The sequence below is a fragment of the Chryseobacterium endalhagicum genome, from assembly GCF_016745235.1.
In the GTDB taxonomy this organism is placed as follows: domain Bacteria; phylum Bacteroidota; class Bacteroidia; order Flavobacteriales; family Weeksellaceae; genus Chryseobacterium; species Chryseobacterium endalhagicum.
The window spans coordinates 80,945-101,928 of record NZ_JAELVM010000003.1; the positions used below are offsets into that span (position 1 = coordinate 80,945).

The 20,984-nt window shown below is 39.1% G+C and carries 18 protein-coding genes; 10 read left to right on the forward strand and 8 right to left on the reverse strand.

The annotated features are described in order from the left end of the window. Nucleotides 1-161 precede the first annotated feature (161 nt). Nucleotides 162-485 (forward strand): translation initiation factor, encoded by a 324-nt coding sequence (locus JET18_RS16135; protein WP_040999102.1) that lies wholly within the window; start codon nucleotides 162-164, stop codon nucleotides 483-485. A 2-nt stretch (nucleotides 486-487) separates the two neighbouring features. Here the strand turns inward: JET18_RS16135 and JET18_RS16140 are convergent, their stop codons facing one another. The 3 genes from JET18_RS16140 to JET18_RS16150 all read right to left on the reverse strand — a co-directional run bounded on the left by JET18_RS16140 (nucleotide 488) and on the right by JET18_RS16150 (nucleotide 5,840). After that, complete coding sequence (locus JET18_RS16140) at nucleotides 488-1,387, reverse strand: leucine-rich repeat domain-containing protein (RefSeq protein ID WP_202092713.1); 900 nt, start codon at nucleotides 1,385-1,387, stop codon at nucleotides 488-490. Between the two features lie 52 nt (nucleotides 1,388-1,439). After that, nucleotides 1,440-3,593: an alkaline phosphatase PhoX gene (locus tag JET18_RS16145; protein WP_202092715.1), complete on the reverse strand. Its 2,154-nt coding sequence runs from the start codon at nucleotides 3,591-3,593 to the stop codon at nucleotides 1,440-1,442. A 417-nt stretch (nucleotides 3,594-4,010) separates the two neighbouring features. Next, nucleotides 4,011-5,840, reverse strand: coding sequence for a cytochrome-c peroxidase (locus JET18_RS16150; protein ID WP_202092718.1), 1,830 nt, complete (start codon nucleotides 5,838-5,840; stop codon nucleotides 4,011-4,013). A gap of 346 nt (nucleotides 5,841-6,186) precedes the next feature. Here JET18_RS16150 and JET18_RS16155 point away from each other — a divergent pair, with 346 nt between their 5' ends. Continuing rightward, nucleotides 6,187-6,648 (forward strand): hypothetical protein, encoded by a 462-nt coding sequence (locus tag JET18_RS16155; RefSeq protein WP_202092720.1) that lies wholly within the window; start codon nucleotides 6,187-6,189, stop codon nucleotides 6,646-6,648. A gap of 20 nt (nucleotides 6,649-6,668) precedes the next feature. After that, nucleotides 6,669-7,523 carry a nucleoside phosphorylase gene (locus tag JET18_RS16160; protein WP_202092723.1) on the forward strand — a complete coding sequence of 285 codons (855 nt, stop codon included), beginning with the start codon at nucleotides 6,669-6,671 and terminating at the stop codon, nucleotides 7,521-7,523. 184 nt (nucleotides 7,524-7,707) lie between these two features. On the opposite strand, the gene JET18_RS16165 is transcribed toward JET18_RS16160, so the two are convergent. Beyond that, a complete protein-coding gene (locus JET18_RS16165; protein ID WP_202092724.1) occupies nucleotides 7,708-8,466 on the reverse strand; it encodes a Rossmann-fold NAD(P)-binding domain-containing protein in 759 nt (252 codons plus the stop codon). A 587-nt stretch (nucleotides 8,467-9,053) separates the two neighbouring features. Between JET18_RS16165 and JET18_RS16170 the strand changes: the two genes are divergently transcribed. Genes JET18_RS16170 through JET18_RS16190 form a run of 5 tightly spaced genes read left to right on the forward strand, consistent with a single transcriptional unit; the run spans nucleotide 9,054 to nucleotide 14,477 of the window. Next, nucleotides 9,054-11,147: a type VI secretion system Vgr family protein gene (locus JET18_RS16170; protein ID WP_202092727.1), complete on the forward strand. Its 2,094-nt coding sequence runs from the start codon at nucleotides 9,054-9,056 to the stop codon at nucleotides 11,145-11,147. Between the two features lie 4 nt (nucleotides 11,148-11,151). Continuing rightward, entirely contained in the window at nucleotides 11,152-12,633 is a 1,482-nt protein-coding gene (locus JET18_RS16175; protein WP_202092729.1) for an HNH/ENDO VII family nuclease, read from the forward strand. A 60-nt stretch (nucleotides 12,634-12,693) separates the two neighbouring features. Next, nucleotides 12,694-13,197 carry an ankyrin repeat domain-containing protein gene (locus tag JET18_RS16180; RefSeq protein ID WP_202092730.1) on the forward strand — a complete coding sequence of 168 codons (504 nt, stop codon included), beginning with the start codon at nucleotides 12,694-12,696 and terminating at the stop codon, nucleotides 13,195-13,197. A gap of 51 nt (nucleotides 13,198-13,248) precedes the next feature. Further along, entirely contained in the window at nucleotides 13,249-13,587 is a 339-nt protein-coding gene (locus JET18_RS16185) for a hypothetical protein (RefSeq protein ID WP_202092731.1), read from the forward strand. An 11-nt stretch (nucleotides 13,588-13,598) separates the two neighbouring features. Next, complete coding sequence (locus tag JET18_RS16190) at nucleotides 13,599-14,477, forward strand: hypothetical protein (protein WP_202092732.1); 879 nt, start codon at nucleotides 13,599-13,601, stop codon at nucleotides 14,475-14,477. A gap of 331 nt (nucleotides 14,478-14,808) precedes the next feature. Here JET18_RS16190 and JET18_RS16195 read toward each other — a convergent pair whose 3' ends face one another. Both JET18_RS16195 and JET18_RS16200 read right to left on the reverse strand, forming a co-directional pair. Beyond that, the gene (locus tag JET18_RS16195) at nucleotides 14,809-16,188 is read right to left on the reverse strand and encodes a hypothetical protein (protein WP_202092733.1); all 1,380 of its coding nucleotides are present in this window, start codon (nucleotides 16,186-16,188) and stop codon (nucleotides 14,809-14,811) included. A gap of 267 nt (nucleotides 16,189-16,455) precedes the next feature. Beyond that, the gene (locus JET18_RS16200) at nucleotides 16,456-17,013 is read right to left on the reverse strand and encodes a DNA-3-methyladenine glycosylase I (RefSeq protein WP_202092734.1); all 558 of its coding nucleotides are present in this window, start codon (nucleotides 17,011-17,013) and stop codon (nucleotides 16,456-16,458) included. A gap of 135 nt (nucleotides 17,014-17,148) precedes the next feature. Here JET18_RS16200 and JET18_RS16205 point away from each other — a divergent pair, with 135 nt between their 5' ends. Then, complete coding sequence (locus tag JET18_RS16205) at nucleotides 17,149-17,448, forward strand: hypothetical protein (protein WP_202092735.1); 300 nt, start codon at nucleotides 17,149-17,151, stop codon at nucleotides 17,446-17,448. A 120-nt stretch (nucleotides 17,449-17,568) separates the two neighbouring features. Next, nucleotides 17,569-18,378 carry an enoyl-ACP reductase FabI gene (locus JET18_RS16210; RefSeq protein WP_123940030.1) on the forward strand — a complete coding sequence of 270 codons (810 nt, stop codon included), beginning with the start codon at nucleotides 17,569-17,571 and terminating at the stop codon, nucleotides 18,376-18,378. A 212-nt stretch (nucleotides 18,379-18,590) separates the two neighbouring features. Here the strand turns inward: JET18_RS16210 and JET18_RS16215 are convergent, their stop codons facing one another. Next, the gene (locus JET18_RS16215; RefSeq protein ID WP_202092737.1) at nucleotides 18,591-20,030 is read right to left on the reverse strand and encodes a glycoside hydrolase family 30 protein; all 1,440 of its coding nucleotides are present in this window, start codon (nucleotides 20,028-20,030) and stop codon (nucleotides 18,591-18,593) included. Between the two features lie 42 nt (nucleotides 20,031-20,072). Further along, entirely contained in the window at nucleotides 20,073-20,882 is an 810-nt protein-coding gene (locus JET18_RS16220; protein WP_202092739.1) for a glycoside hydrolase family 16 protein, read from the reverse strand. Nucleotides 20,883-20,984 lie beyond the last annotated feature (102 nt).

Here is a 20,984-nt window from a genome sequence, read left to right on the forward strand (position 1 = left end):
TTTTGTGGAAATTGTTTGTAACGCTGGAGCTAAGTTCTGTTTTTTTAACCGCAGATTACGCAGGTTTTCACAGATGATTGGGTTTTATCTGATGTGAATGAGTGGTGCTATTTATGAAAAATTATTTGTGATATTTGTGTTTAAACATTTAATTTTGCTTTATGGATTTACGAGATCAGCTAAAGAACCTTTTTCCTGAACATGAAGAGCAGGATTTTGAGATGCCTAAGGAAGAATTTAAGCAGCAGGAACCTCTGGTGTGCAAATTTGAGAAGAAAGGCAGAAACGGTAAGCCGGTAACGATTGTTGAAGGCTGGGAAGGCAGTGAGGAAGATTTAAAGAAAATTTCCAAAAAAATAAAAACCACCTTGGGAATAGGCGGTTCAGAGAAAGATGGAACGATCATTATTCAGGGCGATAATCGTGATAAGATAATGAATATCCTTAAAGAAATGGGATATAAAACCAAAAGAGTCGGCGGATAGATCTAGAAATAAATCTGAGTGTCCGGCATCAGGTTTTTCAATCGTTCAATCTTTGTTTTTTCTATAGGATTTCCGGTCAGGATCAGGGTTTTCAGCTTTTTCAGCTGCCCCATCTCTACAGGAATGTCTTTCAGGTTATTATGTGCCAGATTCATGCTGACTATATTTTTCAGTCCCTTTATTCCAGGGGAAATTTCTTCAATATGATTGTTGCTTACATTCAAAAATTCAAGGTTTTGAGCCTTAAAAAGGTTTTCGGGAAGTTTAACAATAGCATTCTGCTGCAATTCCAGGTATTTAATCTTTTTTGGAAATGACAGGTTTCCGAGATCATTGATCTGGTTTTCAGATAAGTTCAGAAATTTTAAATTTTTAATTTTGTTTAAACGGTCCGCAATGCTGCTGATCTGATTCCCCTGGAGATTAATTTCCTCCAAAGCAGGGATTTCCATCAACGCTTCGGGGAAGACATTGAGGTTATTGGCGTCAAAATGAACGGCCTTTAAGTTTTGAAGCTTTGCCACATTCGGATTAATGCTTGTCAAACCATTAAGATTCATGGAAAACGTATTGAGTTTACTAAGCTTTCCAATGTCGTCCGGAATATATTTGATACTGTTTTCATTAACATTCAAAATTTCAAGCCCGGTCAAAGCAAAAATCTCCTGATCCATTTTCTCAAGCTTATTTCCCATGATATTCAGGAAAAATAAAGACTCGAGTTTTGAGATCTGAGGAGGAAGGTTAAAAAGCCCTTTTTCCCTAAAGCTCATGCTATAGACAGGTTTCTTACTGTTCAATGCCTCATCAATACTTGTAAATGTGGGATATTTTACAGGATCAATCTGTGCCTTTGCCTGACAGATAGAGAGAATGGAAATGAATAGAAGAAGTTTTTTCATAGAGATAAATTTCGGGCGGCGGCTCCGCCGCCGCCCGAAACAGTATTATTAATTACTTTTTTAATAATTTCACAGTTTTCTGGAAACCGCCTTCTGCTTCAATATTCAGAACCAGAATACGTGACGCTTCAAGCTGATTCGTAAAATCAAGATCCAATGATCTGTTTATGCCACTGAACTTCTTCGTGTAAACAATCTTACCATCCATGCTGTAAGCCGTTACTGAGATATCTTTCAATCCCTTAGGTGAATTGATTTTTACAATCCCTGAAGTAGGATTCGGAGCTACATCCACCGTATTTTCTGCATTTTGGGTATCAATTGTTCCCAATGCACCGGAAGTTCCTAAGTTTTGCTTTAAAGCAATAACAATGGTTGCGGATTTTCCTCTGTAATCGATGGTGTTTCCTGTAGCATCTACGTCTGTAGAGATTGTAGAATCCGGATGCTGGATCGAGAAGAAACCGAATTTGTGGTCAGGAGTAAACGTCAATCCTGTAGGCTCTGATCCTGCAGGCATGGAAGCAAAAAGTCTCACTTTAGGATTTGCCTGTGTATGATCCGGAGCAATAACCCAGATATAATTTTTTCCTCCGTCCTGAAGTACCCAAAGGTTTCCAAGTTCGTCGAAAGTAAGGTTGTCATTTCCATCTCCCCAGGCTTCCGTTTTCATTCCCTGCGGCGTGTTGAAAGAATACGTTGTAGAAGAACCTCCTACAAAAGTTTCTACCTGAGAAGCGGTAGTTCCGTTATCCTGAAGACGGTACACTTTGTCCAATCCTTTTGCTGTAAAGTAGATCTTTCCGTCTAAAGGACTGATGTCAACATCTTCTACTCCATTAAATCTTGTTCCTCCCAATGACTGGGCAAGAGCGGTTGTATTGTTCTGGTCTGCCTTTACTTTATTAGGCACCTGAACCCACGTTGCTGTAGTTCCTACAGGATCTCCTGAAGCAGTTAATCCCTGGTCAAGTTTTAAGACATATAAGTTTCCTGAAGAAAGATTATTAGGTGTATCCATCACATATTTGTAAACCATGTGAGTTCCACCGTCTTCTCCGTAATAAGCTGTAGTTCCTGCATTATTTACCACTACATTTTCATGGTTCATAATACCCATCTGCCACAGTTTCCCTTTGGATCCGTCTGTATTTTTAGAAACAACCTGTGCAGTAGCCGGATCAATTTCCACTAACCATCCGTAATCTTTATAACCGTCGCTGTTCACATCATTGGAAGTCACAGATTCTTCAGCTGTAACAACTGTTCCCCAAGGAGTAACCCCTCCTGAACAGTTTCTGATTGTCTGAACCAGGCTCGGATCTGAAAAACTTACCGCTCTGGATCTTGTCAGCTGCCAAAGTTTTGTTGCTGAATTATAATTAATCTCAGCCATTGTAACTCCTCCAGGATTCGTTTCGTGGTTTACAGAAAGGTATCCGTTTGTGCTGCTTGCGGATTTGGCTACATAAGCAGTAAAATCATTCTGACCGCCTACCATTCCGCCTCCTTCAGTGTAGTTATCTCCTTCTTTTAAGATAAGCTGGTATTTATGTTCAGCAGGAATAATCAGTTTATTGGTTTGTGCGGTTGGAACAATTGATGTAAAACAGCTGATATGCGTTCCTGTGCATCCCGGATTAACGACTACCGGTGTTGTTGTTTTCAGATAAGCATCAATTCTAAGGTCAGAACTGGTTGTAGATCTGTTGTGAAGCTCTACAGAAATCCTGTTCGTTCCGTTGATAAATTTAGATTTTGGAATAGAGAAGATATTATATACACTTTCTGCCGCACCATCTATTGTTGTACTTGAAAAAGTATTAAAAGTGATAGTCCCTGCAGGCATATTGTCTCTTACCACTTCTACTCCGTTCAGGTATACCACAATTCCGTCATCTCTCATTACCCCCAGCTCCATATTATCTGAAAGTGTGGACAGATCTACTGTGAAATCTTTAGCGAAATAAGCCGCGGTAAGACCTGTGCTGATCGTAGTGGTTACCGGATCTCCATATCCAAGAGGTCCGTTTCCAACCGTCCAGGTTGAAATATCAAAGGTTTGGCCTTTCCATGCATCCGCCAGGGCCTGGTTATTATCTTTATAGCTCCAGGAAGAGTTTTTGTTGAATAAAAAAGTCTGTGCCTGTACACTAAAACCGGCAACCATAGCCAGTGCCGCAATTGTAAGTAATTTTTTCCTCATTTTTTCTTGATTTATTAGACTCTGCAAAACTATTTTTTTAACGCGGCACCGCTGTTAATAGGACTTTAAATAAAGTTCTCGGAATATTAATTAATTTAGAACCTAATGTTAAGGGAATTAAATAATTGTTAATTCGAGTTGCGGGTTTTCGGGATTCGGGTTTTTAAGGTTGCGGTTTTTTAAGTTGCGAGTTGCGGGTTGTTGGTTGCTAGTTGCGGGTTGCGGGTTTTCAAAGTACAGGAATTTGGGTTGCGTTCTGGGATTGGATCAATAATATTATACACTCCACATTCATCACTTAGCATTTTATTCAATACCTGCTTCAGTTCCTGCTCCTGCATTTGGTACTTTCAACTCTCAAACACGAAGCTGGCAACCCGAAACTCGCAACTCGCAACTTAAAAACCCTAACCCACACTATTTCGCCTTCCCCGTATCCGTCAGAGCATTCAAAAATGCAATTACCTGCTGAATCTCCGTTTTTGTAAGGTCCAGTTTGTCCGGTGGCAAAGTTTGGTTTTTCATTTTTAAGCCTAGTCCTTCTCCTCCGCCTTCATTGTAGAAATCCATCACTTCTTCCAGAGTATTGAAAGCACCATTGTGGAAATAAGGTTTCGTAAGGGCAATATTTCGTACGGTAACGGTTTTAAAGGAATAATCGTAGATCCAGGATTTTTCTTTTTTCACAGGACTGTTTCCTCTTCCCAGATCAGCATCCAGCTCAACGGGAAGCTGAGTGACAGGTTTTGTAGTAATTCCTAAAACTTCAGATTCATTTTCATTAAAAAACGGCGGTACAAGCCCTGAAAAATGGGGCGCAAAATGACAGGTAGCACAATTGGCCTTGCCCATGAAGAGATTATATCCTTTTTTAACCTCATCAGAAACCTCTTTTTCATTTCTCATAAAACGGTCAAAATCACTGTCGAAAGAATATAAGGACGCCACATAAGAACTTAATGCTTTGGAGAAATTCTCCTTGCTTATTTCGCCATTTTTAAAAGCAGCGCGAAAAGCTTTTTTATATTCAGGTTTTGTTTTTAATTTTTTGATAATATCCTCATAGCTGGTATTGAACTCATCATCGTTGTAGATCACATGTTCAGCCTGCTGTTCAAGGTAAAAAGCCCTTAGATCATAGAAAAATCTTTTGGCAAAAACGGCATTGTATAAAGACGGAGAGTTCCTTAAAACGGTTTTTCCTTCCACATTGCTCTGGGATTTTACTTTAAGGTCTGTAAAAGCATTTTCCGGAAGATGGCAGACTGCACAGCTCATTTTACCGTTCTGGCTCAGATTCTGGTCGTAGAAAATAGATTTTCCTAAATTTCGCAGATCCTGACTGTCTTCCGAAGACTTCAGCAACGTATAAAAATAAGGATCCAGAAAATCGCTGCTGAAAAGATTTTTATTCTTTACGTTCCAGCCTGAAAATTCTTTGAGATCATCTTCTCTTCCGTCCCATTTTCCCAGCTCTTCATAAAGGGGCTGGATATATTTTTTGTAAAATTCAATCCTGTCAAAAGTTTCAAAATACTTGTTCTGAGCAAGATAACTAATTCCTTCGGTAAGAATCTGATCTGCTTTCTGAATATTGTAATTTTTAAAATAAGCATCGTCGTTGATGTATTTTTTAATTCCGGTGAATGCATGGCCGGCTTCTTCGGAAATATTCAGGGAACCGGGTGTATCAAAGCCAGTAACGCCAAGTGTATAAATTCGTATCAGTTCTACTCTTAATGGCAGGGTCTTATTGTTTCCACGGCTTAATCCGTTTTTCACAGCGCTCAGATAAAAACTTGAATAGGAATTGTACAGGAAGTCCGTAATGGTTTTGATCTTTTCCTTCTCATCTGCCGCCTCATCAGAAAATATCAGTTCATCCAGAACCTGAAGTCCTTCCGGAGGCAGCGTATAGGCGGAAGTTCCCGCAGCTTCAATATGGAAAAGCGGTGCCGCATTAAGGTGTGTTTTTGTAAATTCCGGATAGTGATAGGCAATATAAAATTCGATTTCTTTGAATGAATTTCTGGTACTGCTCAACGAATTTCTAAGTTCTTCAATAGAAATCTGATCTTCTGAGAATTGGTACACATCTGATTTTAGCTGATCAAGCTTGTTTTTAAAATCGGACAACCCTTTATTCACAAAGGTATTATCGTTTTCTCTACCCTTATCAACCGGGTTAAAAGACATGACAGCAAAACCTATCAACACAATCACAGCTAGCAGCGGATACAATCTCATGAATTTTTAGCGGCAAAAGTACCGTTCCGATGTTATGCTAATCTTAATTGCAGATTAATAAATGTTTAATTAAAGACAGAAGCCTGAAAATGGAGGTTATTATCAGACATTTGGCTATTCTTCCGGGTTCAATGGCTCCTTTCTCCTTCTTTCCGCTTTCATCCATAAAAAATAGAGATGTCTTACTTACTTCAGATTAAATATTTTTATTAATTTTAAACCCCGAAATCAAATTCATTATACTTAAAGCCTGCAAAATTTCCATAGGCCGGCAAAAAATGATGACGAAAGATATTAGGGAGAGGATTTAAACATTATTTCATCAAAATAAAAACAAAATATTATTATGAAAACAAAAGTACTATTCGCTGTTGCGGCGAGTTTTCTTTCCATCTGTACATTTTCGCAGAAAAAGAAAAACAAAGAAATGGCCGTTTACGCAGAGAAGAAAGGTAACGACTACTACCTGATCCGTCTGGAAGAGGACAAACCGATTCCCAATGTTTATGTATTTTCGAACGGGGTGACAAAACCCTACAAAAACTATACGGACCTTAAAGACATCGTGATGGACTTTCCCGGAATGATGGAATCCAATAACTCAACCAAGGAAGAAATGGTTTCTGTGATGAAAAAGGGAGATAAATTCTACGAAATCACCACTCAGCGCAAGGATCCGAAAAACTTTGAGAAAACCGTAGTCACAGTTTATGAAGTTTTTCAGGGACAGAAAAGGATTGTGGAGGAATATGATACCATCTACGATCTTGCCGGATCTCCTTACAAAGACGCTATTTTCATTGATTAAAAAAACAAAAAATATACATTATGCTAAATAAACTTGCTGCTTCAGAACTGGTTCTGAATGATGACGGAAGTGTGTACCACTTAAATCTTTTACCTGAAGATATTGCTGATAAGATCATCCTTGTGGGAGATCCTGACAGAGTAGCAAAAGTTTCGAAATATTTTGACAAAGTAGAGATCAAAAAAAACAAAAGAGAGTTCTACACGCATACAGGAACGCTTCGCGGGGAAAGAATCACCGTAATGTCTACCGGAATCGGGACTGAAAACATCGATATCGTGATGAACGAGCTTGATGCTTTGGTGAATATTGATCTTAAAAACAAAGAATTCAAAACGGAGCACAAAGCCCTTGAACTTTTCCGTATGGGAACGTGCGGAAGTGTAAATCCGGATGTACAGGTTGATAATATGCTGGTAACCCAAAACGTAGTAGGTCTTGACGGGCTGATGCATTTCTATCAGGATTATCATTTTGAAAATGAGTTTTCCAGAAGCTTTATGGAAAAATTTCCGTATGAAAAGATCAAGCCGATGCTTTATTTCTCGGATTGGGCAGAGGAAATGGGAGATTATTATAAAGATGCAAAATACCACGGAAATACAGCTACTTTCCCGGGATTCTATGCACCTCAGGGAAGACAGCTCCGTTTAAAAGCTGTTGATGATAAATTCTTGGAAACCTTGAATGATCTTGGCGTAACCAATTTTGAGATGGAAACTTCAGCGATTTATGCCCTTTCAAAATTATTAGGTCACAAAGCCATTACAGTGAATAACGTTATCGCCAACAGAAGACGTGGAGAATTCTCTGCAGATCATCACGCTTCCGAAAAGAACCTGATTGATTGGGTACTGGAGAGAATTATCAAATAGAAATATTTCAGGTTTTAATCCTTGAAATCCAAACCTTATAGCTTTTAAAAATCGATAAGGTTTAGCTTAAAATACAGCAAGATCTGCTTAATTTGCTCAATCTGCGGGAGAAAAACCACTCGCAGACTGAACAGATCAGGCAGATTTTTTATTTCATCTAAGTTTTTAAGGCTAAAGAAGTATTTCAGTGAAATGCTCTCGGATCTGGATATTCAAACACAAAATCCAGTTCTGATATCAATTTTGAAGACAGTATTATTTTCCCTTCACCAATCATATCTTCCGGCGCTGCTAAATTGTTCTGAGCATTGATCACCTGAGCTTTTGAGGGATGAAGTGGTGCTGATACATTGTACAGTTTTCCTTCTGATCTTTTTTCAATCATTTTTTCAATCACATGACAAATATCTGCGTAATGAATATGGTTGACCGGAGCCTGCAGATTTGAAACATTGTAGTTTTTAAGCAGCCTGTTATCTCCCATTAATCCAGCTAACCTGAGAACATTAACCTGCGGATATGTATTACTGATTAATCTTTCTCCCTGAACGCTTTCAACAGAAAGGCTTTCTTCGTTATATTCTCCCGGACTGTCAGGATAAACGCCTGTAGAGCTCATTACAAACATTTGTCCTTTAAAATCACCTACAAAAGCCAGCAGATGCTGTATCCTGTTATAAAGTGAGCTTGCACAGCAGCTTTTCCCGGAAAGCGGAATGGTAATAATAACAGCATCCAATTCAGGAATTTCTTTCCATTGCTGTATTTTTTCTTCCAGCTGATAATCCGGAAAACTTGCCACATAAGCGTTGAATCCTTTGGAAGTAAGCTCTTCCGCTTTTTCCTTCGTGGTTGCAGTAGTATAGATTTCATATCGGTCTGACAGAGAAGCTGCAATCCTTGATCCCAGCCAGCCACAGCCTATAATTCCAATTTTTTTCATAAATTTTTCATGTCAATCTTCTGTCTCCGACTTTTGCTACGGAGAAGATGTAAAAGATTTTCAGCAAAATTAAACCAATTTATAGGGTAAACAATTTTTTCACTTCATTGTAGCTTTAAAAAAATAAATTATACCCATCAGTCCAAAAAAGTATCTGAAATGCCCGTCATACTTCTTTAGTACAAGATATTATTCACTTATCCTTTTTGTCTCATTTTGAACCTAACACTTGTTAGTAGTAGAATTACGACAAAAAGAAAAATACCATGCCAATTTCATCCAATTTGAAGCATTGATTCTTATATTTGTTTCACATCCATGTGATTTTAAAACAAGAAATTACATCCTGTAAATCAGAATATTAAATTTATAAAAACTAAATATTAACCCTATTTTAAAACATAAATAAAAACGGACCCGCCCCATATTCATCAAGTGAAAACAGAACGATAAATTCCTCACAAAAGATGCAATTCCATTATTAAAGCAGACCCTTTTTTCATCTGTTGTGAGTGATAAGAAAGACCTCAGGCAGCACTGTCCGTCAGTCTGCAATTGATATACTCAAATCCAGAAAAAAATATGTTATGTTCCAAGATAGTGAATCATCAAAAAAAACAGGCCCAAAATCCAAAAAGGACCTGGGCAAATTACAGCCTGCAGGTATAAATCCAGCAAACGAAGCTGTAAAAAAAGCAGACAGCAAAATTCAAAAGACAGCGCAGACAGCCGGGCAGGCTCTCTCCTATTCCAATACTTTCCTGAATCAGGCTTCACAACCCAATACGCCTTTGATAAATAAAGGCAAAATCTGGTCGGACCAGCCTACTTCTAAAATACATAATGCCCGTTCTATTCCCACAAGTGAACTTTTGGGAATCAATCGTGTGATTAAACTTGATATCGTTATTGAAGGTAAAGTCATTAAACATTTCAAGCATTTCAAACTGACCCAAAGTGCCGTTAAGCATCATGAATTTGATCTTACGCTTGCCCATGATACTTTGGGCGATGCAGAAAACCACAACCTTGAACAGGCCCAGAACTTCCTCGGTAAGAGGCTTACGGTAGTTTTTAAATACAAAGATGTAGAGGAAAGCCCGGAGAGAAATTTTATAGGCGTCATCACAGAAGTAGGATTCAGCCAGGAAAAAGGCAGTCTCGGAAACATTGTTCTTACAGGATACAGCCCTACCGTACTGCTGGATGCAGCACCTCACATTCAAAGTTTCGGAGGAGCACAGGAGATCAGCCTGAACAGTATTGCAGATTCTATCATCAAAGAAGGTTTAGGCTCAAGTAAATTTGATTTCAGGGTAGATTCCCAGCACGGAAATGTTTCCTACAGCTCCCAATATGAAGAAACCCATTACAATTACCTTGCACGAATGGCAGAAGCTTATGGCGAACAGTTTTACTATGATGGTGAAGTCCTTCATTTTGGAAAATTGCCTCCACAGGAAAAACCCGTTCAGCTGATTTACGGAAGCAGTGTTCACGATATTAAAGTTAAAATGAAAGCCCAGCATGTGAACCCTACTTTTTACGGGTACAACAGCAGTAAAAATGAAAAGCTCACTACAGGAAGTTCAAAAATAACCCATCAATCAGATATTGCTAAACGTGCCTATGAAATATCACAAAAAACCTTCACCACACCCTCGCTGAGAGTTGCCCCGATTAAAGCATCTTCTTTTATGGATATTGATGCTTCACAAAAGGGAACAGCAGGAAGCAAGGCGGTCAATGTTTTTATCACTTCAGGAAGTACAAGCGTTCCGTTTTTATACCCCGGATGCCCGGCAGATGTAGAAATGCGGAAAGCGGATACGAACCAGACGGCTTATTTTACCAAGCTGATGATTACAGAAGTTACCCATGAAGTGGATGCAAGAGGTTATTACAGTGGAAATTTTGAAGCTATAGCAGCAGATACCGGCTTTATTCCCCGTCCTGAATTTGAAATCCCAAAAGCGGATCCTCAGTTTGCAAAAGTGATTTCCAATACAGATCCTTTAAACCAAGGAAGAGTGCAGGTACAGTTTGACTGGCAAAACGGACCGGATACCACAGAGTTTATCCGGGTCATGTCTCCAGATGCCGGAAGCAGTGATAAGGTAAGCAAAAACCGCGGTTTCATGTCTGTACCGGAAGTGGGTGACCAAATTGTCGTAAATTTCGTCCATCAGCATCCTGACCGTCCTTTCGTCATGGGAGGCCTTTTCCATGGCAGCATAGGAGCAGGCGGAGGAGCGGGAAACAACGTCATGAGCTTCAGTGGAAGAAGCGGAGCAGAATTAAAATATGATAATGGTGCGGGTTCTATGAATCTTAAAGACCAGGGCGGAGCAAATATGCTGTTTGACGGGGCCGGAAATGCAGCGACCAATGCTGCAGTTTCCAAAACAATCAATGTAGGAAAAGGAGGTGAAAGCCTTCTGAAAATGGACAATGCAGGAAACATCTCTCTGACATGCAATACCAATATTACGCTCACGACCGGCAAAAGTTCGATAACAATGAAATCCGACGGAACTATTCTTATAAGTGGAAAAGTAATCGGAATCGGAGGTTCCGAGGGCGTTGGAGTTAAAGGAGGTAAAGCCGTGGAAATTAATTCTCCTAAAAATCATATCGGTGGAGAAACAAAATTAGATGGTGGCGATGTATTTATAAACTAAGCATATGGGAGCAGAAATTATTACAGAAAAAGATTTCTGGATTTGCTCTGAGGGGGCAGTGCCTACCACATTTCAAGGAACCAGAAAAAGCAATAAAACCATTGACGGTAAAGTATATATTACCGTAGAAGATACAAGTACTGCACTTTGGATCGATTTTGGCTGCAAAAAATACATGCTGCTGATGGCTATTATTGCTGCCCTGGCAGTAGTAGTGGCAGTTGCTGTAGGTGTTCTTACAGTAGCAACTGGCGGAATGGGTCTTGTGCTTTTAGGAGCAGTAGCCGGACTTGTCGGCGGGGTAATCGGAGCTGTGGTAGGAGGACTTTTATGCGGGCATAAAATGGGGCCTGCCAGAAAATGGCTTGGAAGTAAATCTAATTTTATTTCTACCGGTACCGAAACCATTACCGGCATTCACCAAATGGAATGTAAAGCCGGAGGACTTATTCAGTTTGCCCCCAATATCAAAAACTGGCTGGATGCTTTCGGGTATGCTGCGGTGAGCTATGGGGCAAAATTAACAGAATGCTTCCTTACCGGAGCTCTTATAGGAACAGGAGGCCAATTAGCCGGAGTTGGAGCAGTGACAGGTTCAGCTACCGCTACAACCAGCACACTGGCGGGAAGACTGGGTTTAGGAAGAGGTCTTTCTGTTTTAAGCAGAGTTACATCTTCCGGTGGTACGCTGGGTACCGGAGTCAATTTTTCCCGGGCAGCTATGGTTTGGGCCAGACCTACCGGAATGAGTATTTTGAGAAACCTGGGTGCCTCGTTCGGGATAGGAGGAGGAAGTATTGGGGCCGTGCTGCTTGGAGGCAGAGTTACACACGGAGCAGAATCGGCGTGGCATGATTACGCTTTGGGAGAAGAAGATTCTTCTGCGTTATTAGATAGTGCAGCCAAAGGAGCATTACCGGAATATGAATTCGGAAGCAGGATTTCAGAAAAAGGAATCAGCGGACTGCGTTTGTCCGATGCCATGCTTTTACTGTACGGACTGAATTTCAAAGCTCTCCCGAAAGGTATGGCGATGAGTCCAAACGGAAAGCCTTATTATACACGAAACAATCCGTGGGGAGTAAGAGCAGGTACTCCCGTGCCCAATGAAGCGAATCCATTTTTTAAACCTCCTTCGGGCAGGGCTTATGAAGATGGGCGACCACGTTTCAGAAATGAAGCAGAATTAAATGAGCAGATTTATGAGAATGCAAAAGGACCTACTGGAAAAGTTTATGATCCTACTCCCAATGGTAAAGAAATAGTTTGGAGACCAGGGGAACCTTTAAAAGGAAACTGGCACAAAGGCCACAGACCAGGATATGAATACAGACATTTAGTTAAAGCATTAAGAGAAGGCCGAATTACAGAGGAAGAATTTCTTAACTATTATAATGATCCTCAGTATTACAGACCTGAAACACCAGAGACAAGCAGCTCCCACTCTCATGAATCAGAAACCTCGCTATACCCTTTTGATCAATAATTTTAATTATATAAAAATCAATCATCAATAGATATTTGGAAATTAAACCCATCTTAAGCTATGAGTATTCACAAAGCAGCCATAAAAGAAGATCCGACAGAGTTGATAGAAATACTGGATCGAAATAAAGAAATTATAAATGAACCAGAGAAAGGCATGTTGCACACAGCACTCATGCTGGCGGTTAAAATGGAACGTGTAGAATCTGTACAACTTCTGCTCGATTATGGAGCCGATCCTAATTTACAGAATATTGAGGGCAGAACAGCTTTACATTTACTTCCGGAAAAGCAGCCCATTGCATGGACCAGTGTTGATCATAAAGTAAAAATTGCAGAACTCCTACTTCAAAATGGAGCTGACCTCACCATTACAGATCAATTTGGAGGACAACCCTTATGGTATGCTGTATTTTATGTAAAAAAAACAGAAGACATTGATTTAGTTAAAACCTATTTAAAATATGGGGCAGATCCAAATTACAATAATAACGGACAAAGTGCTCTTGACTTTGCGAAAAAAATAGAATACGTGCCATTAATTGAAGCTCTGGAGAACCCATAATAAACTATTCCAATTTTAACATTTAATAACCATTCATTTTTCAACAATAATATGGAGATAAGAAAAATATTACACAGTGAATCAAAAGGTCATAATGCCTCTCTTCTTAATTACGATGAAGCAGTAGCATTATTCAAAAGCCTGGACTGGACTGATGACTATACTTTTTATAATCAGGAATTTGGCAGTTCCTATTTGCAGCTAAAAACATTAAGTCCCAATGAAGTATTTGACAACAAAGACATCAAGGTAGAAATATTACTGGATGAAAATATTATTGAATTTGCGGTAACTAAAGTCACCAGGGAGGAAGCCGTGGAATTAATACATTATTATTTTGAACATGATGAGATTGGTAATATTGATTCATACAGTACAGAATATATTTAAGAGAACAAACTATGCTAGATAATAAAGTTATCATTATTGAACCGTTCAACGAACAATTTGAATTAGTCATTGATACAAATTCCAAACTGATCGACAATCATATGGTTTCAAGAACCATTATGAGGTATGATTTTACGGTGATCCGTTGTAATGAAAATGAAATAGAATGCAGAATTATTTTACTGGACCTGTTTCTGGATCAGTCCAATAATGATTTAGTTAAAGAAATTGCACAGGTTACAGCTGCATTTAACAGGATGTTTAATGAACTTCACCTGAAACTCTCACAGAAAGGACAGATTATTGAGGTTTTGAATATGGATCTTATCCTCTCTAAATGGGAACAGACAAAAGCAGAAATGACCGCCGCTGTCTCTAATAATGATGAATTGAAGAAGTTAATAGCCATTAATGATTCTCTATTTACCAACAAGGATAAGCTGGCACAAGCCATTCAAAACAGTGAATTTCTTCATATGTATTTTGGACAGATATTTGACGTCAGTTTTCCAAAAACCAAGAAAATAATAGGCGCCAATGTCCTTAACACAGCCAATCTGGAATGGAGCATGAATATTGAAGAACAGAAAACCTCCAGTCCAAATACGCTGAGTGTTCTGGTAAATACCTATCCCGTACTTCCGCTTTCAGAAGGATATCTGAATGCCGCCTATCATCAGTTTAAAGAACGGATTGATTTAGATGTACTCAATTTTAAAATGTTCCAGAGGGAAGAACGCCACTTTGAAAGAAGTACCGGAAAGCTGAAAGAATCTGTGGTGGAAAAAGTGGAAGAGATTGGCCATGAACAGGTTTATCAGAGGTTTACTTATAAAATGACAAGTGATACTGAGAAGAAAACCAGACCGCAGACTCAGAAAATTTCCTAAGCTCACTGAAACATAGAATTGATATTAAATTCCACTGATCCGCCCATCAATAAAGAACAAAATGAAACATGCTATTTCTAAAAACAGAACAACAGATTCTCCATCTAAAAACTGGAGCAGATCTTTCCGGATAGGAAAAAGGGCATTTACTTTTGGGATTTCAGAAGAAAAAGCAAACCTATCCTTTATTTTTGAGTATAAAACTGAAAAAGGGGAAATTATGCACATAAAAAGACATGTTTTTCAGCGCTTATTGTTGGAAAATAAGGTCCGGATAGCCCATTACTCGCAGCATAAAATCCTCAAAAAATTGTGAGAATCTTGCTTTCTTTTAAAACTCATTGATCATCACATAAAAGTGACCGGAATACAGGCTTGCCGTACTTCCTGAGACATTGGTAAGATTGATGGTAACACCTGAAGTGGAAGTCATCCTTGGATTGGAAATAGAGAAAGAAGTATTACCCGCAAAATCTCCGGCAGGAGAAACAACGATTGCTGCTCTTGTAGAACCGGGCTGTATATTGGCAGGAATTGAAATTTCCATAGTCACGGATTTTCCCGGCTCCAGGTTGTATACAGAAACTGAAGGCCATGCTTCAAAACTGATCTGATTTTTCTGTACGCTCCCCTTTTCACCCAGTTTATAAGATCCGTTTACATCCAGTTTGGCAGAAACATTCGGTGCTTCTGTCCCGATTCCGATATTGGCATTATTATTCCCGATTACAATGGCATTCGCCTGTGAAGTTGCTGCTCCATACCCTACTGCTGTGGAAAACTGACCCAATGCATTGGCCCCCGATCCTATAGCCGTTGAATTCTGGTTGTTGGTTAAAGCATTATATCCTATTGCTGTTTCGCTGTTAGAAGATGTTTTTGCATTGTACCCTGCAGCTACCGACTGAAATCCTGAAGCTATTGAGTTTTTCCCCAAGGCCGTTGCATCATTCGTTGTTGTTTTTGCATTATATCCTACTGCAATGGATTGAAAACCTGATGCTTCCGCATTATTTCCTATAGCTGTCGCTTCATTCACCGTTACTTTGGCATTAAATCCTACTGCCGTTGACTGATATCCGGATATTTTTGAATTCGCTCCCAATGCGACGGATTCATTGGCTGTAACGGAAGTATTGGTTCCAATGGCAATTCCCTGATAAGCACTGCTTGAATTTCCCAGAGCAATCCCGTTTTGAGCTGCATTAGCCGCCGTCCCGAAACTGATTGAATTATTCACTCCCAATCTTCCTACCGCGGTAGAATTTACTTTAAAAACAAGATCATCGGAAGTATTGGTTCCCAAAGAAAGATTCGTATTGGCCCCTCCAGAGTTACCGCTGTTTGTTGCAGAATTATTCCATACGGCCAATGGCGCAACACTTCCCCCGCTTGTTCCGTTTCCACTGCTTGCTGTAGTTACAGAAAGCATATTCCATTTCCCTTTATTCCAGTAATAAAAACCAGTCTCAGCTAAAGTTCCTGTGCCATTATTCCAGACCATTAGTCCTTCAGCCGCATTTTGAATCGTGGTCTGGTCTGTGGATGATGCCAGGGCAATGCTCGGGAGAAGCACTCCTTTGTTTTTAGAAGCCACCTGCAGCATAGCTGAGGGATCCGGCGAAGATATTCCAATCCCCACCTGTGCGTGAATAAAATTATTAAATAAGAAAATAGAAAGAAAAAGCTTAAGTCCGAAATTGCTATGCATCACCTGATTATTAATAGTGTATTTTTTGAGGCTGCAAATATACAAATATTTAACAAAACACCATATTTTTTATTAAAAGCATAAAATATACACTTATTAGTGATTAAATCGCCGTCTAATCACCATTAAATGAAACATTTTTATCTGAAAAAACACACGAAAAGCCTTTCAGAACGCTATCAATAGGTACTCCAAAATTCAAAACAAGTATATATGATTACATAATTTATAAAAAATATCACATAAAACTGAATAAAACAAAACGGATTACTTTCTGGTGAAACAGCTTTTTATATGATCATTCACCAGTCCGGTTGCCTGCATATGGGCATAAACTACGGTGGATCCCATAAATTTAAAGCCTCTTTTCTTAAGATCTGCTGCCAGGGCATCTGAAATTTCTGTAGTGGCCGGAACATCACCCAAGGTCTGGGGCTTATTATCTATCGGTTTTCCTTTTACAAAACCCCAGATATATGTAGAGAAGCTCCCAAACTCTTTCTGCACTTCCTGGAATTTCTGTGCGTTGTTTACTGTTGCTTTTACTTTAAGCCTGTTTCTGATAATTCCAGGGTCGTTCATAAGCCCCTCAATTTTATCATCAGTATACAGCGCAATTTTTTTATAATTAAAATCATCAAAGGCTTTTCTGAAGTTCTCTCTTTTGGAAAGGATGGTATACCAGCTCAGTCCGGCCTGAAAGCTTTCAAGAATAAGAAATTCAAAAATAGTCTCATCATCATATACAGGTCTTCCCCATTCTTCATCATGGTATTTTCTATAAAGGTCATCTTTTTCGCACCAGCCGCAGCGTATTTTTTCCATGGCAATACATTTTATATTAAAGGTACCACGATTTAGAAAAGTATAACAAAAGATTAAGAAAAGTTTAACAGGAGCCTGTAATTTTAGGAATGGTTCTTGTTTAATTACTGGTACAACACAATAAAATATTACATTATGAACAATTCAGAATACAACAAAGCGGAAGATGCAGTAAACAACACAGAGAACTCTTTAAAAAATGCAGCAGACAATGCAAAATGGAAAATAGAGGATCTGGCCCAAAAAGCAAAGGACTACATCAACGAGAAAAGGGATAATGACCAGGAGGCAAATCAGGAAGACTGGTTTGAAAAGGTAAAAAACAACGCTTCTGACGCCTGGGATGATATTAAAGATAAGGCGAATGAAGCCTGGGAAAAAACCAAAGATGCAGCGGAAGATGTAAAGGCAGAATGGAATAAGAAAACCAATTAAAATTTCAGTCGTATAAATATTTTCAAGAAAATGGAGTCTTAAATCAATAAGGCTCCATTTTTATGATGTCCCAAACGCAAATTATTGCTACATTTGTATTTAAATAAACATTAAAAAATTATGTCATACGGTTTACTTAAAGGCAAAAAGGGAATTATTTTTGGAGCCCTTAATGAGCAATCAATCGCATGGAAAGTTGCAGAAAGATGTCATGAGGAAGGTGCTGAATTTATCTTATCAAATGCCCCTATTGCTTTGAGAATGGGAGAACTTAATGGTTTAGCAGAAAAAACAGGTTCTGAGGTGATCGCTGCAGATGCTACCTCTATTGAAGATCTTGAAAAACTTTTTGATGCCGCTGTTGCAAAATTTGGAAAAATCGACTTTATCCTTCACTCTATCGGAATGTCTATCAACGTTAGAAAAGGGAAACATTATACAGAAATGAATTATGACTGGTTGGAAAAAGGTTGGGATATTTCAGCTGTTTCTTTCCATAAAGTAATGCGTGTGGCCTGGGAAAAAGACTGTATGAATGAGTGGGGAAGCATTTTGGCGCTTACTTATATTGCCGCTCAGAGAACGTTCCCTGATTATAATGATATGTCTGATAACAAAGCTTATCTGGAAAGCATCGCAAGAACTTTCGGAAACTACTGGGGAGAAAGAAAAGTACGTGTAAACACGGTTTCCCAGTCTCCAACAATGACCACTGCAGGAAGCGGTGTGAAAGGTTTCGGAGGATTCCTGGGTTATGCTGAAGATATGTCTCCGCTTGGAAATGCTACAGCTTTAGAGTGTGCAGACTACTGCGTTACTCTTTTCTCTGATCTTACCAAGAAAGTAACAATGCAGAATCTTTTCCATGACGGTGGATTCAGCAGTTCAGGAGTTACTCAGAAAGTAATCGGTAAATATGATGTTGAATAACAGCATTTAAAATATTGCAAAAATAAACCGGCGGCCTCTTTGCGGCCGCCGGTTCTATAAAAAAAAGTCAATATGAAGTTTAGATGTTGTAAGGAAGTTCGATGGAAGTTTTTGAAGTCAAAAAAACAATGATAACCCGGTTTTATTATTCTAAGGACTGTTTTTCATATTATAACTGACAGTAACTTCCCGCTTCTCTCAATAATTTAATCCTATAAAATCACCGTCTGAATTGAATGGGCCGGCGCAGATAATTTAGCAGACATTCCTTCAATCCATAAATTGGTTTCGATATCATTTTCAGAATCATTCATAATTACGGTAACCAGCTGACCGTTTTCATTCATGAAGGTTGTGGATGTCAAAGCTGCTCTGTTGGAAGAGGTTCCTATCCTTTGTGCATTCGGTTTAATGAATTTTGAAACGTGGCCTACATAATAATATTCGTAGGTATAATGCACTTCTCCGGTTTTGGTATCTGCAATAATGGGTGCAAAGCAAAAATTCCCTACGTGGTTGGGTCCTCCGGTCTCGTCCAATAGTACATTCCAGTCTGTCCATAAAGCAGTTCCTTTATTGAAATCATTCAGCATATTTCTACCGTAAAGCTCTCCTAAGCTGACATCATAAATTCCTGACATTTTGAACTGCTCTTTACACCCTTCGGTAAAGGCAAGGAACTTATCGGGGAAAGCTTTCTGTGTTTCTGATAAATTATCGAAAAGCTGGGTTTTATTATTCCAGGTTTCATACCAGTGATAGCCGATTCCGTGGGCATATTTTGACGTTTCCGGATCACTTAATGTAGTCGTTGCTCTCTGATAGATCAGATCTCTGTTGTGATCCCAGATCATTACTTTTTTGTCTTTGTAACCGTTTTTCCAAAGGGTTGGACCTAAATTATTCTTAAGAAACTCTCCTTCTTCCTCTGCGGAATAAATACAGGATTCCCAGGTTTGTGTGGCCATAGGCTCATTCTGTACGGTCAGTCCCCAGATGTTGATGCCTCTTTTTTCATACTCTTTGATGAATCTGATATAATAATCTGCCCAGGTTTGGTAATACTGGTTTTCCAGCCTTCCTCCTTTATACAGGCTTTTATTTGATTTCATCCATGCCGGAGGACTCCAGGGGGAAAAATAGAAGGTAAAATCTTTCCCGATGGCTTTCTGAGCTTCTTTGATCATGGGAATCTTATACTTTTCGTCGTGGGCAATATTGAAAGTCTTTAAAGCTGTATCATTATCTTCCACATAAGTATAGGAATCGCTGGAGAAATCGCAGGAATTCATATTGGTACGGACTACCGTGTAACCCAGCCCGTTTTTTCCAAAGTAAGCCTCAAGGATTTCTTTTTGTTTATCCTTCGGCATTTTATAGAAGGTTTCAGCAGAAGCATCGGTGATGGCCCCGCCTATTCCAATCAGCTTCTGGTATTTAAAATCCGGATCCACGAAGATACAGGCATCCGTTTCTTTCGGCTGTCCGAATTTCTCAAACTTAACCGTTCCTTTATCAACCATTTTTTCGTTGGTTTTGGAATGGGTAAGAATCACTTTTCCGGTTTTTCCTGCATTTTTTTTCCAGTAGTTCTGTGCATTGGCATTCAAAAACACGCCTACCGTCAGACAACTCACAATTAGTTTTTTCATAATTTTTTCTTTCTGTTTTTGGACGAAACCGTCCTCTCTTCATTATTTATTTTGATAAACCCTTACATAATCTATATAATACTTCTGCGGAAAAACAGCATCATCTATTCCTTCTTTTCCGCCCCAAAAACCACCTACCGCCAGATTTAAAATAATAAAATAAGGCTGGTCAAAAGGCCATGATTCATAGGTTTTCTCTTTATTTTCATAAGTAAAAAACTTCAGCCCGTCAATATAGACATCAATTTTCTCCGGTGTCCAGTCAGCTTTGTACACATGGAATTTTTCACTCACATCTTTCACGATCAGCGTATCCGTTTTCTGGGTTCCCTGAATATGATTGTATTTTTTGGTGTGAACGGAAGCATGTACATATCCCTGATTAAAACCCACATGCTCCATGATATCCAGTTCGCCGTCATCCGGCCATTCTTTCATATTTTCACTCATCATCCAGATAGCGGGCCAGGTTCCACGGCCTTTAGGAAGCTTCGCCCTGACTTCAACGGTTCCATACTGAAAAGAAAATTTTCCTCTGGTTAAAAGTCTTGCAGAAGTGTATTTATTCTCTTCCCAGTTTTCTTTTTTCGCTTCAATGACCAGATTTCCATTTTCCATTCTGGCATTCTCCAATCTGTTCTCTGTATAAAACTGAGCTTCGTTGTTGCCATAACCGCCTCCGCCTACATCATAGTTCCATTTTTTTGAATCAGGAAGTCCGGTGCCGTTAAATTCGTCACTCCAGATCAGCTTTTTTCCAGAAATCTGTTGGTTTGAAGCACAGTTTATCACAGAAAAGGCTAGAATTCCTGCGGTACAGAGTTGGGTAATATGTAGGAATCTGATTTTCATGAATGATAGTTTATGATTAGGTTTTGGCTAAAGCCGTTTTATTTTTTGGTTTACATGGAGTTGGGCTAAAAAGCCCAACCCTATTGAATGGTTTTGTTTTTT